At 71.1% G+C, this 16291-nt stretch carries 15 protein-coding genes; 6 read left to right on the top strand and 9 right to left on the bottom strand.

The features are described 5' to 3' along the window. Positions 1-83 precede the first annotated feature (83 nt). The 5 genes from K4B79_RS32325 to K4B79_RS32305 form a co-directional block, all read right to left on the bottom strand. Positions 84-1235, bottom strand: a complete 1152-nt coding sequence (locus K4B79_RS32325) for a hypothetical protein (RefSeq protein ID WP_232030851.1) — start codon at positions 1233-1235, stop codon at positions 84-86. 79 nt (positions 1236-1314) lie between these two features. Then, positions 1315-1938 carry a hypothetical protein gene (locus K4B79_RS32320; protein WP_232030850.1) on the bottom strand — a complete coding sequence of 208 codons (624 nt, stop codon included), beginning with the start codon at positions 1936-1938 and terminating at the stop codon, positions 1315-1317. Between the two features lie 57 nt (positions 1939-1995). Beyond that, positions 1996-2175 carry a hypothetical protein gene (locus tag K4B79_RS32315; protein ID WP_232030849.1) on the bottom strand — a complete coding sequence of 60 codons (180 nt, stop codon included), beginning with the start codon at positions 2173-2175 and terminating at the stop codon, positions 1996-1998. Positions 2176-2314: 139 nt separating this feature from the next. Continuing rightward, positions 2315-3190, bottom strand: a complete 876-nt coding sequence (locus K4B79_RS32310) for an undecaprenyl-diphosphate phosphatase (RefSeq protein ID WP_232030848.1) — start codon at positions 3188-3190, stop codon at positions 2315-2317. Positions 3191-3336: 146 nt separating this feature from the next. Next, the gene (locus K4B79_RS32305; protein ID WP_232030847.1) at positions 3337-3807 is read right to left on the bottom strand and encodes a winged helix-turn-helix transcriptional regulator; all 471 of its coding nucleotides are present in this window, start codon (positions 3805-3807) and stop codon (positions 3337-3339) included. A gap of 132 nt (positions 3808-3939) precedes the next feature. Here K4B79_RS32305 and K4B79_RS32300 point away from each other — a divergent pair, with 132 nt between their 5' ends. Then, on the top strand, positions 3940-5109 hold the full coding sequence (locus tag K4B79_RS32300; protein WP_232030846.1) for a thiolase family protein: 1170 nt from the start codon (positions 3940-3942) through the stop codon (positions 5107-5109). Between the two features lie 50 nt (positions 5110-5159). On the opposite strand, the gene K4B79_RS32295 is transcribed toward K4B79_RS32300, so the two are convergent. Further along, the gene (locus tag K4B79_RS32295; protein WP_232030845.1) at positions 5160-5948 is read right to left on the bottom strand and encodes a TVP38/TMEM64 family protein; all 789 of its coding nucleotides are present in this window, start codon (positions 5946-5948) and stop codon (positions 5160-5162) included. Positions 5949-6261: 313 nt separating this feature from the next. On the opposite strand from K4B79_RS32295, the gene tuf reads away from it, so the two are divergent. Next, positions 6262-7431: an elongation factor Tu gene (tuf, locus tag K4B79_RS32290; protein WP_232030844.1), complete on the top strand. Its 1170-nt coding sequence runs from the start codon at positions 6262-6264 to the stop codon at positions 7429-7431. Between the two features lie 37 nt (positions 7432-7468). After that, positions 7469-8314 (top strand): spermidine synthase, encoded by an 846-nt coding sequence (locus K4B79_RS32285; RefSeq protein WP_232030843.1) that lies wholly within the window; start codon positions 7469-7471, stop codon positions 8312-8314. Positions 8315-8413: 99 nt separating this feature from the next. Here K4B79_RS32285 and K4B79_RS32280 read toward each other — a convergent pair whose 3' ends face one another. After that, complete coding sequence (locus tag K4B79_RS32280) at positions 8414-9424, bottom strand: hypothetical protein (RefSeq protein WP_232030842.1); 1011 nt, start codon at positions 9422-9424, stop codon at positions 8414-8416. Between the two features lie 119 nt (positions 9425-9543). Beyond that, on the bottom strand, positions 9544-10509 hold the full coding sequence (locus K4B79_RS32275) for a hypothetical protein (protein WP_232030841.1): 966 nt from the start codon (positions 10507-10509) through the stop codon (positions 9544-9546). An 86-nt stretch (positions 10510-10595) separates the two neighbouring features. On the opposite strand from K4B79_RS32275, the gene K4B79_RS32270 reads away from it, so the two are divergent. Next, positions 10596-11033: a DUF4442 domain-containing protein gene (locus K4B79_RS32270; protein ID WP_232030912.1), complete on the top strand. Its 438-nt coding sequence runs from the start codon at positions 10596-10598 to the stop codon at positions 11031-11033. Between the two features lie 82 nt (positions 11034-11115). Here K4B79_RS32270 and galU read toward each other — a convergent pair whose 3' ends face one another. Continuing rightward, positions 11116-12063: a UTP--glucose-1-phosphate uridylyltransferase GalU gene (gene galU / locus K4B79_RS32265; protein ID WP_232030840.1), complete on the bottom strand. Its 948-nt coding sequence runs from the start codon at positions 12061-12063 to the stop codon at positions 11116-11118. Positions 12064-12461: 398 nt separating this feature from the next. Between galU and K4B79_RS32260 the strand changes: the two genes are divergently transcribed. Both K4B79_RS32260 and K4B79_RS32255 read left to right on the top strand, forming a co-directional pair. Next, positions 12462-14420 carry an RICIN domain-containing protein gene (locus K4B79_RS32260; RefSeq protein WP_232030839.1) on the top strand — a complete coding sequence of 653 codons (1959 nt, stop codon included), beginning with the start codon at positions 12462-12464 and terminating at the stop codon, positions 14418-14420. Between the two features lie 275 nt (positions 14421-14695). Beyond that, positions 14696-16249 carry a carboxylesterase/lipase family protein gene (locus tag K4B79_RS32255; protein WP_232030838.1) on the top strand — a complete coding sequence of 518 codons (1554 nt, stop codon included), beginning with the start codon at positions 14696-14698 and terminating at the stop codon, positions 16247-16249. The last annotated feature ends 42 nt before the right edge of the window (positions 16250-16291 follow it).

Here is a 16291-nt window from a genome sequence, read left to right as displayed (position 1 = left end):
CAGTCCTGGGAACGCCCTCCGCCAATACGCTCCGCAATCCGTCGGCGTCCGTGTCTTGCGGGCAACGTTGAAGCGAAGCGAGGTCACACATCGAATTGGTTCCACTCGATCGCGGCATCGGCCAGCGGGGCGAGGGCGCTGCGGTGGGTGGAGCCGGCCCAGACACTGAAGCTGTCGTCATCTGCCGAGCCCGAGACGTGCAGGACGAGCCCAGGGGCCACATAGAACTGGGTCGGGTACCAGGGACAGAAGGGACGCAGGGGCACGTGGTGCAATCCTTCGGTGAGCAGCCGGACGTGTTGCCCCGTCGGTTCGTGGGGGAGCGCCAAGTAGTCGGCGCCCATTGCGGCTTCGAAGAGGGCGAACTGGAGGAGGAAGCCGCTGAGCGGCTCCTGCTCGGCGATCGGAGGTTCGTCGTACCCCCGGAACCAGACGGTCGGATCGGCTTCGGGGCCGTCCGGCATCCGCGGCAGTGACCAGACGAACCCTCCCTGGTTCTCCTCACCGAAGACGATCAGGTCATTTGGATCCGCCCGGAGCTTGGATGCGGGGACAATCCGGTTCTGCACTCCGAGGACGGCCGGGTGGCGCCTTGCCAGGTCGTAGAAGTGCCTCAGTTCCTCCGGCAGGTCGAGTGTGGGTGCCTGCACCGATGGTTGTGCGGGAGCCTCGGACATCGCGGGATACCAGCCGGTGATGAACTGTTCGAGCGCGGTTGCTCTGTTGCCGTTCACGTTGCTCAGCCATTCCAGGCTCGGGAGGGCTGGCGGAGGCAGGGGAGGACGGACACGATCCAGGTCGGGCCTGCTCAACGAGGTGTCGAGCCGAAAGATGCAATCGGTGAGAACATGCTCGGCGTGACCCGGACGCAGTTCCGTTCCGGCCCGAGCGACGCTGCCGGTGCCGAGATACACGAGGCCTTCCGGTACCCGGGCCGTCAGATGGACAGGCAGCCTCACTTCGGCTGTGCCGCGTTCCCAAGGCTGATCCACAAGTCTTTGCCTGACCGGCGTCGGTGCCGGCCCGAGGAGGCGGACCTCCTCGGCGTTCCACACGCTGCTCCGGTCGCGTGCGTCCCCCGCTTCCACGATGATCACCGTCCCGGCGTTGCCGATGACGGCGGTGGCGCTGCCGAAGGTGTAGTTCTCCCTGGTCGCCGCGTCACCGGCGAGCGCAAAGGCCTGGACGTCGTTCAGGAGCGACATGAGAGGGGCCGCGGAAGAGTGATCAACCATGCGCACATCTTCCTTGACGGTCGGATGGTGCCTTTCGCCGCGTAGGCGGCCGGCTGCCCGCCGGGAAAGTCGGCTCAGCTCAGTCGAACGCCACGACCAAGCGGACGCCGTCATCACCGAAGCGGCCTGCCAGGGCCTTCATCACGGCGAAGACATGCGACCAGTGCGTTTCAGGGCCCAGGACAGTGCCTGCGGTCAGCGGTTCGTATGTGCACATGACTTCGTCGGTGCTCCACTCCACACGTTCCGTCGCGTTGTGCAGGTCCGCGGGAGGCACGCCCACCGCGGACAGAGTTTCCGGGGGCCAGGAATCGGAGACGAGTTGTTGGTGCCGTGTCGATGGCAGCGACGTCGTGTGCCAGGTCAGTCGGCCGACGAACTGATCAGATGGTGTGGCGAGATCCATTGAAGCGATCTCCGCCCAGCTGACCCAACTCGCGCTGTGAAGGTCGCCCGCTGCAACCCAGGTCTCCAACTGCGAACGAATCCCGCTCGACAGATCGACGGGCAGGCCGCGGCCTGGTGCGAGCGGCTGGAAGCCCGCGTAATTGCGTACTCCGAAGAGGTAACCGAAGGCCGCGTAGTCGGTCTGGTCGTACAGTGGCCAAAGATCCATGGCGGCCACCCACGGCTCGCCGTCGTAGTAGTCGGTGTCGACGCCGGGGTGACGAAACTCGATGCCGCCATGGATGTCCGTACTCACGAGGCGGCACCGTAACAGCGTCGGCGTGGACTCTCTGGCGCGGGCAGGGCCGCCGTGTCAGGCCGCCTCTACGACGTCGCTGCGGATCGCGGCCGCCCATTCGACCACCAACAGCTCGTACTCCGCGCGCTCCTGGGCCGAGAGGGTGCCGCCCGCGCGCATCCACAGGGCGCGGATGTGTTCGTTGACTTCGGCAGCAGACCGCACGGAACCAGAGGTCATGGAATCGGGGAGCATGGGAACAAGCGTAGGCGCAAGAACTGACGGTCCGCTACCGGGCGGCTACTGATGCCGTATGTCATTGGTCACGGATTTTCCGCGCCGGGGTCGGAACTCCGGCGCGGAGGGGGCGAGTTGACGGTCCGGCCGTCGGGCGTCAGCCGGCCGACTCGGCAGCGTGGGGGCTCAGCGCGCCCGTCGCGACCAGCGCGATGATGACGATGCCGAGGGCGATGCGGTACCAGACGAACGGCATGAAGCTCTTGGTGGAGATGAACTTCATGAACCAGGCGATGACCGCGTAGCCGACCACGAAGGCGATGACCGTGGCGAAGATCGTCGGGCCCCAGGAGACGTGGTCGCTCTCCATCGCGTCCTTGAGCTCGAACAGGCCGGAGGCGAGCACCGCGGGGATGGCGAGGAGGAAGGAGTAGCGGGCCGCGGCCTCGCGCTGGTAGCCCATGAACAGGCCGCCGCTGATGGTGGCGCCGGAGCGGGAGACGCCCGGGATGAGGGCGCAGGCCTGGCAGAGGCCGTAGATCAGACCGTCCTTGACGCTGAGGTCCTCCAGCGACTTGCGCTCCTTGGCCGCGCGGTGCCGGCCGCCGGTCTCGTCGCGGGCCGCCATCCGGTCGGCGATGCCGATGACGATGCCGACCACGATCAGCATCGTGGCGGTGATGCGCAGATCGCGGAAGGGGCCCTCGATCTGGTCCTTGAGCGTCACGCCGAGGACGCCGATCGGGATCGAGCCGACGATCACCAGCCAGCCCATCTGGGCGTCGTGGTCGCGGCGCATCTCCTTGTTCGTGAGCGACCGGACCCAGGCCGAGATGATCCGCCCGATGTCCTTGCGGAAGTAGATCAGGACGGCGGCCTCGGTGCCGATCTGGGTGATCGCCGTGAAGGCCGCTCCCGGGTCCTTCCAGCCGGAGAAGGCCGCGGTCAGCCGCAGGTGCGCGCTGGAGGAGACGGGGAGGAACTCGGTCAGCCCCTGGACGAGTCCGAGGATGAGGGATTCAAACCAAGACATGAAGTTACGGAGTCCAAGCGCTGATCGTGGAAGGAGCGACGGGCGCACACCAGCTCGCCTGACGAGGCGATCGGGGCGCGAGGGGCAGCGTAGCGTCCCTCGGTGACAGGTCCGGCACAGGGGCGGGGGAGAGGGGACCGGGAGCGCTAGGCCGCCGTCCGTCCCGTCACCGTCCAGCCGGGGGACTGTGGACGGGCCGTCAGGTCCTCGTGGGAGACCGCTTCGCCGCAGGCCGCGCAGGTGACGACAGGGATCAGCTCGTGGTGGCAGCTGTGCTCGACCACCATCGGGCGGTCGTCGTCCTGGCGGATGTGGCGGTCGCCCCACGCCATGAGGGTCAGCAGGACCGGCTCCAGCTCCAGCCCCGCCGGGGTCGGCCGGTACTCGAAGCGCTGCGGGCGCTCGCTGTAGAGGCGCTTGGTCAGGATGTCGGCCTCGACGAGCCGGCGCAGCCGGGTGGCCAGGACGTCGCGCGGGGCGCCGATGTTGCGCACCAGCTGGTCGAAGCGGCCGTTGCCGAGGCAGACCTCGCGCAGGACGAGCAGGGAGTACTTCTCGCCGACGAGCGCCAGGGTGTCGGCGATCGAGCAGGGGCGCGGGTCCTTGGGGGCGGCCATGACCTCAGTCTAGGGGAGGGTTTGTTTTTCCAACCCGCAAGGCTATGGTGAGTTTGGATTTCCTACTCACCGGTAGGGAGGGCTGGTATTCAGAGCCCGCAGTCGTAGCTCGTAGTCGTGGAGGCCCGCACCATGCGTGACGCAGTCATCGTCGAAGCCGTACGCACCCCCGTGGGCAAGGGCAAGCCGAACGGCGCCCTCGCCCACGTGCACCCCGTCGAACTCCTCGCCCACACCCTGCGCGCCCTCGTCGAGCGCTCCGGCGTCGACCCGGCGCTGATCGACGACGTCATCGGCGGCACCGTCGACCAGGTCGGCGAGCAGGCCATGAACACCACCCGCTACGCCGTCCTGTCGGCGGGCTTCCCGGAGTCGGTCCCCGCGACCACGGTCGACCGTCAGTGCGGCTCCTCCCAGCAGGCCGTGCATTTCGCGGCGCAGGGCGTCATGGCGGGCGCCTACGACCTCGTGGTCGCCTGCGGGGTGGAGTCGATGAGCCGGGTGCCGATGTGGTCGAACGTGCCGCCCGGCAAGGACCCCTTCGGCCCCGGTGTCGCCGAGCGCTACCGGGACGGCATCGTCCCGCAGGGCATCAGCGCCGAGCTCATCGCCGCCAAGTGGTCCCTCACCCGCGAGCAACTGGACGCCTTCGCGGTCTCCTCGCACCACAAGGCCGCCGCGGCCTGGGACGCCGGTCTCTTCGACGCCGAGGTCGCACCCCTGGACGGGGTCGCCCGCGACGAGTGCGTACGGCCGGGCAGCACCCCCGAGACCCTCGCCGGACTGAAGCCCGCCTACTACGACCCCGCCTACGCCGAGCGCTTCCCGCAGATCGAGTGGAACGTGACCGCGGGCAACGCCAGCCCGATCAACGACGGCGCCTCGGCCGTGCTCATCACCTCCAGCGAGACCGCGGCACGTCTCGGCCTGCGCCCGCTCGCACGGCTGCACAGCTTCGCCGTCACCGGCTCCGACCCGATCCTCATGCTCACCGGCGTCGTCCCGGCCACGGAGAAGGTGCTGCGCCGGGCCGGTCTCTCCCTGGACGACATCGACCTGTTCGAGGTCAACGAGGCGTTCTCCAGCGTGGTGCTCGCCTGGCGGCAGGAGACCGGCGCCGACCTCGACCGCGTCAACGTGCACGGCGGCGCGATCGCCCTCGGCCACCCGCTCGGCGCGAGCGGCACGCGTCTGACGACGACGCTCGTGCACGCGATGCGCGAACGCGGGGCGCGCTACGGCCTGCAGACGATGTGCGAGGCGGGCGGACTCGCCAACGCGATGATCCTGGAAGCCGTGTAGCGAAGACTGGGCCGGGGGCCGGGGGCCGGTGTCGGGGCAGGTCCGGCGGTTCAGTGGCCGCGCAGGTGGTGCCTCTTGCGCCAGGCCACGATCGCGCCCGCCAGCGCCGGCAGCGCGATGCAGGCCATCGCGATCAGGAAGGCCGGCGAGGTCGGCGTGGAGGCACGGGCGCCGGCGACGACGTATGCGGCGGTGTTCGGGATCGACCCGAGCGCCGTCGCGAGCAGGAACGGGACGTAGCCCATGCGGGAGACGGAGGCGCAGTAGTTCGCGGCCCAGAACGGCACACCGGGGAACAGGCGCGCCGCCAGCATCGAGCGGAAGCCGTGCCGGCTCAGCTGCCCGTCCGCGGCCTTCAGCCAGCGCCCCCGCAGCAGTGGCCGCAGCGCGTCCTGGCCGAGCACCCGGCCGAGCGTGAAGGCGATACCGGCACCGATCACCGTGCCCGCGATCGCCGCGCCGGTGCCGAGCTGCGAGCCGAAGAGCGCACCCGCGGCCAGGTTGAGCAGCGGGCGGGGCACGAACGCCACCGTGCACAGCCCGTACGCCGCCGCGAAGACCAGCGCCGCCGCGGCCCCGCCGAGCTGCGGCGGCCACCCGTCGGCCAGCAGCCGCTGCGGTTCGAAGAGCAGGACGGCCGAGGCGGCCCCCACCAGCAGGGCGATCAGCAGGGACAGCCGCGACCAGGGGGACAACAGCGCTCTCGTGCAGCGCGCGGCGAAGCCCGACGGAGCCGGGACGGCGAGGTCCGCGGCGGGGACGGCGACGGCGAGTTCCGAGGCGGTGGCCCGGGGAGAGGCCGTGGCGGTGCCGCCAGAGCGGGTGGTGGCATCGAGCATCCGGTGACACTAACCGACAAATGTGTGTGATCGCCGTATGGATCCTGTGCGTTGTGCGCCCAGGGGGTCGCGAAAAACCATTCGACGTGGGACAACGCGTCGGCAATGATCTGCGTCATGTTCCGGTACGCCTTCGTTCTCGCAGCATCCGCAGTCGCGGATGCTCCGAAGGCTGCCGTTCCCGTCTTCCTGGCCGCAGCCGACGGCGCCCGAAGCTGACCCTCTCCGGATTGTCCGGCGGACCCCGCAGGGGGAGGGTCGGCGAGTCCTTGGGGGTCCCCACACTTCACCGCAGACGCTTCGAGGTATCGCCATGCCCAAGACGGCATACGTCCGCACCAAACCGCATCTCAACATCGGCACGATGGGGCACGTCGACCACGGCAAGACCACCCTGACCGCCGCCATCACCAAGGTTCTCGCCGACCGCGGCGCCGGCACCTTCGTGCCCTTCGACCGCATCGACCGGGCCCCGGAGGAGGCCGCGCGGGGCATCACCATCAACATTGCGCACGTCGAGTACGAGACGGACACCCGGCACTACGCCCACGTGGACATGCCGGGCCACGCCGACTACGTCAAGAACATGGTCACCGGGGCCGCGCAGCTCGACGGGGCGATCCTCGTCGTCTCCGCGCTCGACGGGATCATGCCGCAGACCGCCGAGCACGTGCTGCTCGCCCGCCAGGTCGGCGTGAACCACGTCGTCGTCGCCCTGAACAAGGCCGACGCGGGCGACGAGGAGCTCATCGACCTGGTCGAGCTGGAGGTGCGCGACCTGCTCACCGAGCACGGCTACGGCGGTGACGCCGTGCCCGTCGTACGGGTCTCCGGGCTGAAGGCCCTCGAAGGGGACCCGCGGTGGACGGCGTCCATCGACGCGCTGCTCGACGCGGTGGACACGTACGTGCCCATGCCCGAGCGGTATCTCGACGCGCCGTTCCTGCTGCCCGTGGAGAACGTGCTCACCATCACCGGCCGGGGGACGGTGGTGACCGGCGCGGTCGAGCGGGGCATCGTGCGGGTGGGGGACCGGGTCGAGGTGCTCGGCGCCTCCGTGGAGAGCGTGGTCACCGGCCTGGAGACCTTCGGCAAGCCCATGGAGGAGGCTCAGGCCGGGGACAACGTGGCGCTGCTGCTGCGCGGTGTGCCCCGGGACGCGGTGCGCCGCGGGCACGTCGTGGCGGCGCCGGGCAGTGTGAAGCCCCGGCGGCGGTTCACGGCGCAGGTGTACGTGCTGTCCGCGCGTGAGGGCGGGCGTACGACGCCTGTCTCCACGGGGTACCGGCCGCAGTTCTACATCCGTACGGCGGATGTGGTGGGGGACGTCGACCTCGGTGACATCGCGGTCGCCCGGCCCGGTGACACGGTGACGATGACCGTGGAGCTGGGGCGGGAGGTGCCGTTGGAGCCGGGTCTGGGGTTCGCCATCCGTGAGGGGGGCCGGACTGTCGGTGCGGGCACGGTGACAGCCGTGGAGTGAGGGTGGCTGGTGTGCGCGGCACAGGCACAATTGGGAGGTGACCGAGTCTCTGCCCGTCGCCCGTCCCGTCGACCACGGGTTCGCCAAGCTCATGCCCGATGTCGATCGGGCGCGGGCCTGGCTACTGACGGTCGACGGGGCGCCGCAGTCGTACGTCGATCTGGATGATCCGGCGCATCTGGAGTTCGAGTACGCGCGGCGGCTCGGGCATGTGCTGGACGTCGTCGCCGAGGAGGGCCGTCCGCTGGACGTGCTGCATCTCGGCGGGGGCGCGCTCACGCTGCCCCGGTACGTGGCCGTGACGCGGCCCGGCTCGCGGCAGGACGTGGTCGAGGCCGACCGGGGGCTGCTGGAACTGGTCCTGGAGCACCTGCCGTTGCCCGAGGGCTCGGGCGTCGCCGTGCACGCGGCGGACGCCCGGGCCTGGCTGGAAAACGCGCCCGCCGACTCCGCCGACGTCCTCGTCGCCGATGTCTTCGGCGGGTCGCGTGTCCCGGCGCACCTGACGTCCGTCGCCTACGCCAGGGAGGCCGCGCGGGTCCTGCGGGGCGACGGCGTCTACCTGGCCAACCTCGCCGATGCCGTGCCCTTCCGCTTCCTGCGGTCCCAACTGGCCACCTTCGCGGGCGAGTTCGAGGAGCTCGCGCTGCTCGCCGAACCGGGCGTGCTGCGCGGGCGCCGGTTCGGCAACGCGGTGCTCGTCGCCTCCCACCGTCCCGTGGACCTGCCCGCGCTGGCCCGGCGCACCGCGGCCGACGCCTTCCCCGCCCGGGTCGAACACGGGGCGGGGCTGCGGGACTTCATCGCGGGCGCGAAGCCGGTGCGGGACGAGGACGCGGTGCCGTCACCCGAGCCTCCTGCCGGGGCGTTCGGCATCGGCTGATCCGTCCGGGCCGCCTCGGTCGGTGGGGAGGGCCCGGCAGCGCTGTCTCCGCCGGGCCCTCGGGCTGCGGTCCGGACCGACAGCCCCGAACCGCCCGGATCAGCCCGTCGGTTCGCCGTGCACCCGTACGGTGCTCAGGATCTTCAGGATGGTCTCCTTCGGCACCTCGCCCTTGACGCCCTTCGCCCCGAAGAAGTTGAAGGAGATGAAGTCACCGGCGGAGTTCTTGAAGCCGAAGGTGAGCGCCTTGCCGTCGCTCGCGCACTTGCCCTTGGCGGGGGTGTTCGTCGACGACGCCCAGGCGTAGCTGCCCTTGATGCCCGACGCGGTGGTGAAGGGCGTGGCCTTCTTGTCGGTCGTGACGCTCTTCTTGTCCGGCTGTGTGTAGCCGCCGTAGACCCACCAGGCGGGGGTGTTGAGGGCGACCTCGTCGGTGTCCTTGGCGCCGTTGGCTCCCTTGACGCCGACCGCGGCCAGTTCCGTGGTCTCGGTCTTGCCGTTCTTGTCCTCGTCGGAGGAGCACCAGTTCGACTTGTAGATCGCCGGCGCCGACATCGTGATGATCGGCTTGAGTTCGTCGGAGTTCTCCTCCTCGAACGCGATGGCCGATGTCGTGGACTGCACCTCCCAGTCCGCCGGTACGTCGAAGGCCGCGCCCCACTTGGGGTTGACGACGATCTTCCAGCCCGTGATGGTCGCCTGCTCGCTCTCCCCGCCGCGCGGGTTGCCCTCGGAGGGGGAGGCGCTCGGCTCGGCGGACGGGCTCGCCGACGGCTTCGCGTTCTTGCCGGTGCCGCCGTCGGCCTCGTCGTCCTTGTCACCGCCCAGCACCAGGAAGCCGGTCACCCCGGCAGCCACGACCACCGCCACGGCGGCCACGATCGCGACCACCTTGGTGCGGTTTCCGCCACTGCCCGGCGGCTGCGGCGGCTGCGGCATGCCGGCCGGAGCCGGAGTGCCCCACTGGGGCTGCTGCCCGTAGGGGTTCGGCTGCTGCTGGTAGCCGGGCTGCTGGTACGGATTCGGCTGCTGGTACCCCGGCTGCTGGTACGGGTTGTTCTGCTGTTGCGGGTTCTGCTCGCCCCCGGGCGGCTGCTGTCCTGGCCACATGAGCAGTCACCCTAGTGCCGCGAGGGACACGTTTCGGTCACCGGGCCTTGTCAGGGACGTAGCAAATCGGTGTGCTTCGTCAACCTGCCCCGGTCCGGCCGTGTCCCGCCGGCCCTCGCTCAGTCCGCGTCCGGCATGAAGATGCGCACGGTCTTCATGATCTTCACGACCGTGGTGTCGGGGACCTCCTCACCCACACCCGTGGCGCCGACGAAGGACCAGGAGGCGAAGTTGCCGCGGGCGTCCTTGAAGGCGAACGTCGTCGCCTTGCCGTCGGTGTCGCACTTGTCCTCCTTCACGACTCCGGAGGACCGGGAGGTGGCGACGCTGCCGGTGAGTCCGGAGGCGGTGGTGAAGGAGGTGACCGGGTCGGTGGTGACCTTCTTGCGGTCCGGCTGGGTGTGCATGCCGTAGACCCACGTCGCCGAGTCCTCGCGCGCCACCTGCGCGGTGCTCTGGACGTTGTTGTTGCCCCTGCTCCCGGCGCTGGCGAGCGGCGCGTAGTCGATCTCGCCGTCCTTGTCCTCGTCGGTCCCGCACCACTTCTCCTTGAGGTCCGCGGGGGCCTGCATGGCGACGAGGGGGATGTCGTCCGGGTCGTCGTTCTCGGAGACCCAGGTGATGAACGTGCGCGGCTTCAGCGCCCAGTCCGCCGGCACCTCGAAGGCGACGCCCGCGTTGGGGTTCACCACGACCTTCCAGCCCGCCACGGTCGGCTTCTGCTCGTCCCCGCCCCGCGGATTGCCGGAGGGCGGGGGAGAGGGCGAGGGGGTGGCGGAAGGGGAGGGCGACGGACCGGGCGCGGCCTCGTCGTCGGTGCCTCCGCCCAGCAGGACGGCCCCGGTCACGGCGGCGGCCGCCACGACGGCCAGGGCGGCGGTGATCGCGATCGCCCCGGTCCGCCGTCCGCCGCCCGGCGGACCGGGAGGGGCGGCACCGGCCGGGGCGGTGTGCCACGCGGGCGGCTGCTGCTGGAGATACGGGTTCGCCTGCTGGTACCCGGGCTGCTGGTAGGGGTTCCCGGCGGCCGGAGGCTGCTGCTGCGGGTCCTGCCCGCCCCCCGGCGGCTGTTGTCCTGGCCACATGGGCCGTAAGGATACGACGATCATCACACCCACCTGGCCAGACAGTGCTACTCGCGGGTAACGTCGCTGCCATGAGCGCAGACCAGATGTCGATCGGCGAGATGCTCGCCGCCACGGTCCCGATGGCCAGGACCCTGAAGCTGGAGTTCCTGGAGACCTCGCCGGACAAGGCCGTGCTGGCACTTCCCGACCAGGGCGAGTACCACAACCACGTCGGCGGCCCGCACGCCGGAGCGATGTTCACGCTGGGCGAGTCGGCGAGCGGGGCGATCGTGCTCGCCGCGTTCGGGGACCAGCTCTCCCGCGCCGTGCCGCTCGCGGTCCGTGCCGAGATCGCCTACAAGAAGCTCGCGATGGGACCCGTCACGGCGACCGCGACCCTCGGGCGCCCCGCAGCGGAGGTCGTCGCGGAACTCGACGAGGGCAAGCGGCCGGAGTTCCCCGTGTCGATCGCCATCCGGCGCGAGGACGGCGCGGTGACCGGTGAGATGACGGTCGTCTGGACCCTGCGCCCCAACGGCTGACCGGCACCGCGTGCGGAGGGCCCCGGCATCGCCGGGGCCTCCCTGTCTCTCGTGCCTCGCGGTCTTCGTGCCTCGCGTCCCCTCAGGCCGCGATACGGCGGTCGCCGGTGCCGCTGTTCTCCAGCCCGGTGACGAACTCCTTGAGCCAGGCCGTGAACTCGGGCCCGAGATCGGGGCGCGCGCAAGCCAGCCGGACCACCGTGCGCAGGTAGTCCGCCTTGTCGCCGGTGTCGTAGCGCAGTCCGTCGAAGACGACCCCGTGCACCGTGCCGCCCGTGGCGAGGTCCTGGAGCGCGTCGGTCAGCTGGATCTCGCCGCCGCGGCCGGGCGGGGTGCGCTCCAGGGTGTCGAAGACGGCCGGGTCGAGGACGTACCGGCCGATGACCGCGTACGCGCTCGGCGCGTCCTCGGCCGAGGGCTTCTCGACCAGGCCGGTCACCCGGACCACGTCCCGCTCGCCGGTGGGGTCCACGGCGGCGCAGCCGTAGAGGTGGATCTGCTCGCGGGGCACCTCCATGAGGGCCACCACGCTCCCGGCGTGCTGCTCGCGGACGTCGAGCATCCTGCTGAGCAGGGTCTCGCGCGGGTCGATCAGGTCGTCGCCGAGCAGGACGGCGAAGGGTTCGTCGCCGACGTGGCGGCGGGCGCAGAGCACCGCGTGTCCGAGGCCGAGCGGCTCGCCCTGGCGGATGTGGTGGATGTTGGCCAGCCGGGCCGGGTCGCGCACGGCGTCCAGCCGGACGGTGTCGCCCTTGGCGGCGAGGGCCTGTTCCAGTTCGTAGGCGTTGTCGAAGTGGTCCTCGATGGCCCGCTTGTGCCGGCCGGTCACCATCAGGACGTCGTCGAGCCCGGCCGCGGCGGCCTCCTCGACGACGTACTGGATGGCCGGCTTGTCGACGACCGGCAGCATCTCCTTGGGAGTCGCCTTCGTCGCGGGGAGGAAGCGGGTGCCGAGGCCGGCCGCCGGGACGACCGCCTTGCGGACGGGACGGGCGGGGCCTGGGGTGGAGGTCGTGTGGGGGACGATCATGCGGGCCATGCTGGTCCACGTGGATGAGAGGACACCGAGAGGAAGCTCTCAGTCCGCTGTGGAGTGCCGCCGTGCGGTCGCGGTCGCGCGGAAGTTGGAGATTTCGTGTGCCGACGGGCCTGCGGCGCACACAACTTGACGGGCCTGTTCCGGGGATTTTTCGAATGCGGGTGCGGATACCGCCGGTAACATTTCTGGAGTGGTCCCGTTTTGAACATGCGTCACTCGAACTTCTTGTTTCCTCTGCGTCAATTGTGCGAAAGTGAGCGCCCCGTTACCCACGGGTTCCAAAAGCCGGGCCGCACCTGACGCGGCATAGGTATGCACCAATCAGTCACCTCTTTCCTATGGGCGCGCATTTTCGTATGCCGTCCTGCGGCATGGAAGGAATTGGTCGAGTGGAATCCCCCTACCCCCCACGCCCCCCTTACCCGCCCCGACCCGGCGCAAGCCCGGGGGAGTCCGACAGGGAACTCGTCGCCCGGCTGGGCGGTCCCACCGCGGACGCCCATGCCGTCGCCCTGCTGATGGCCCGGCACTGGCGAGCGGCCCATGAGTACGCCGTCATATGCCTGGCCTCCGGGGAGGGAACGGCGGGCATGGCGACCGCGGCCGCCTTTCACCGGGTACTCGGACGGGCGGGCGGTGGTGCCGTGCGGCCCCAACTCCTGCGCGCGGTACGGGACACGGTGAAGGAGTGGGCCGCGGACGGCACCCTTTCCGCCGTACTGCCGGAACTCCGCAAAACGACCGGCGGTCGCGGTCTGCGGGCGGCGAGGTCCGCCACGCCCGAAAGGCGGCGGCTCGCGGAGCGCGCATTCCAGGCCCTTCCGGGAGCCTCGCAATGCCTGTTGTGGCATGTGGAGGTGGAGGCCGAGCCGATATCCGTACCGGCCGGTCTGCTGGGGGTGGACACGGCCAGGGCGGCGGCCGCTCTGGAGCAGGCGCGCGAGCAATTCCGCACGGGTTGTGTACGGGCCCACCGCGAACTCGCGCCCAGTAGTGAATGTCGTTTCTACAGCCGTCTCCTCGATGTCCCGATTCGTCGGGGAGGCGCCCTGCTCCCGGATGTCCAGCAGCACCTGACGTCCTGCCGCTACTGCCGGCACGCCGCCGAGCAGCTCAGTCATTTCGAGGGCGGCCTGGAGGTGCTGCTCGCCGAGACCGTGCTCGGCTGGGGCGCCCGCCGCTATCTCGACTCCCGGCCCGGCCGTGCCGCCGACGACGCGCCCCGGGCCGCCCGTCCGGCGGCGCGCCCCAGAGTGGGCGGACGGCACCGGCCCTCCGCCGGGCTCCTCGCGCCGGGCCGCAGACACACCAGGGCCGTGCTCGTGGGTGCCGGTCTGACCTCCCTCGCCCTGCTGGCCACGGTGCTCGTCGCCCGAGGCTGGTCCGAGGAGGGCGGTGCCGCAGGCCCCGGCCCCACCTGGGGAGCGGTCAGCGGCAACTCCGTCGTGCCCGGGACCGCGGGCACCTCGGACTCCGGCGCTTCCTCGAATTCCTCGGACGATTCCGCCTCGGTCCGCTCGCCGTCCGCCGCCTCGGTCGGCGAACCCGTGGAGGTGAGCCACGGCAGGCTCCGCAACTCCGCCACCGGGCTGTGCCTCGACGTCCTCGACGGCAGGACCGGGGACGGCGCCGCCGCCGTGCTAGCCGCGTGCTCGACGGCCGGCTCGCAGCAGTGGGCGTACCAGGGCGACGGTCTGCTCCGCTCGGCGACCGCCCCGACGCTCTGCCTCGACGCGGACGCCGACGAGGGTGCCGTCGTCCTGGCCGACTGCGTGGTGCACGCGGGCGAGGTGCGCTACGACTTCACCGTGCGGGGCGAACTGCTGCTGCGCCGGGGCGGAGGGCTGCTCGTCGCCCCCGGGCCGGGCAGGACCGTCGTCGTCACCGAACGCGACGACTCCGCGAAGCAGCGCTGGACGCTGGAGGGCGCGGACGCGGAGCCGAACGGCACGACGGCCGGACCGTCGTCGGGAAGCGGCACACCGGGCGGCCCGCTCGACGAACTCGACACACCGGAGGCCCTCCCGTCGCCCGGCACCGACGACGGCCCGCGCACGGCTCCCGAGGATCCGTCGTCCGGCCCGGAGGCGTCGCCGGAGCGGTTCGAGACGCGACGGGTCGTGGAGGCGGACTGCTGCACGGAAGACGCACCGGCCGCACCGGCCGCACCGGCCGCACCGGCCGCACCGGCCGCACCGGCCGCACCGGCGGGTCCGGTGGGTCCGGTGGCTCCAGCGGAGAAGGTCGGAGGCGCGCTCGACGGTGCGGTGTCGGCCGTGACCGGGGCCGGCACGGCCGCCGTCACCAAGGTGGCGGCGGGCCTGCCCCTCGACGGCCTTCGCCGCTGACACGGCGGCCCCACCTGTCACGAGTCCCGGGGCCAGGACCGCACGACCTTCGCCTGACCTCCAACTCGGCCAGCCAGTAAGGGTGTTGGGAGGTTACGCGCGACTCGCCCTGGCCCGGGACAACGGCGGAGAGTCACCGTACGAGTGGCCGAGCGCAGCCTGTCCTCGTGGTGCCCGAAGCGTCACGATGGGGTGCTGGGGACCGGGCGACGACAGGTGCGGGTGGGAGTGCCGGCCCGGGATCCGAAGCTGCGGACGAGCGTGGAGGTGGGCCGATGATCCGGCGCGTCACTGTCGTACTGGCTGCGCTGGCGGCCTCGTTGCTCACCCCCACGGCCGCCGTGGCCGCGCCCCAGGGCGACCCGGTCGTACGCACCGACTCCGGCCGGGTGCGCGGTGAGACCACCTCCGAGGGACGGCAGTTCCTCGGCATCCCCTACGCCCGGCCACCGGTGGGCGCCCTCCGCTGGAAGGAGCCGCGGCCCGTCGAGCCCTGGCGCGGTGTCCGCGATGCCCGGGAGTTCGGCAACACCTGTGTGCAGATGGCGAGTTGGGACCCCGGCTACGAGCGGCCCAGCCACACCGAGGACTGTCTCGACCTGAACGTGTACGCCCCCGAAGGCGCCGCCCGCCGAGCGGTCCTGGTCTGGTTCCACGGCGGCGGGCTGACCGCGGGCGCGGGCCGGGACGTCGTCCCCGACACCTTCGCCCGGCAGACCGGCACGGTCGTCGTCACCGCCAACTACCGCCTCGGAGCGATGGGTTTCCTCGCCACCGCCGGTCTCGACGGCGAGGCGGACGACGGGGTCTCGGGCAACTTCGGCATGCTCGACCAGCAGGCCGCGCTGCGCTGGGTGCGGGCCAACATCGCCGGCTTCGGCGGTGACCCGGGCCGCGTCACGATCGCGGGCGAGTCGGCGGGCGGCCGCTCGGTCTGCACCCAGCTCGCCTCACCGACCGCACGGGGCCTGTTTCGGGCGGCTGTCATCCAGAGCGGCGCGTACGACGACTGCGGGGCGCGTGAGCAGCGGGCGGCGGTGACCGAAGGAGCCGCCTTCGCGAAGAAGCTGGGGTGCGCGAGTGTGGCGTGTCTGCGCGCCAAGGCCCCCGCCGAGATCCTGGCCGCGCAGGGCGACTTCGACTGGGGTCCGGTGGCCGGCGGGGACTTCCTGCCGATGCAGCCTTCGGAGGCGCTCGCGCGGGGTGCCGCCGCCGGGGTGCCCGTGATGAACGGGGCCAACCAGGACGAGGGGCGGATGTTCGCGTTCGCCCGGTTCGATCTGAACGGCACTCCGATCACGGCCGAGCAGTATCCGGCCGTGATGCGCGAGGAGTTCGGTGAGCGCGCGCTGCGGCGCTACCCGCTGTCGGCGTACCCGACGCCGACGCTCGCGTACGCCACCGCCTTCGGCGACCGCTACTTCGCCTGCACCGCCCTGCGCCTGGACGACGTGCTCGCGGAACACGGCCCGGTCCACCGGTACGAGTTCGCCGACCGCACCTCCCCGCCCTTCGCCTCCCTGCGCAACCTGAACACCGACTTCGACTTCGGCGCGACCCATGTGAACGAGCTCCAGTACCTCTTCAGGCACTTCGGGCTCGACTCACCGCTGAACGCCGAGCAGCAGGTGCTCGCCCGGCAGATGGTCCAGTACTGGGGCTCCTTCGTGCGCGGCGGTGTGCCGCGCGCCGACGGGCAGCCCGCGATGCCCGGCCGGCCGGGGGCGGTGCTCTCGCTGCGGACGGCGTCCCAGGGCGGGATCGCCGTGAGCGGGACTACCGGACGGGAACACCAGTGCGACCTGTGGGGCCCTGAGACGCCGTCGTGACCCGGTAGGCTTCCCCGGCGTGCGCCCGTGTCACGGGCGCAC

Source organism: Streptomyces lincolnensis, from assembly GCF_021173675.1.
GTDB classification, from domain to species: Bacteria; Actinomycetota; Actinomycetes; order Streptomycetales; family Streptomycetaceae; genus Streptomyces; species Streptomyces lincolnensis_B.
Note: the sequence above shows the minus strand (reverse complement) of the source record. Positions and strands in the feature narration are given on the sequence as shown.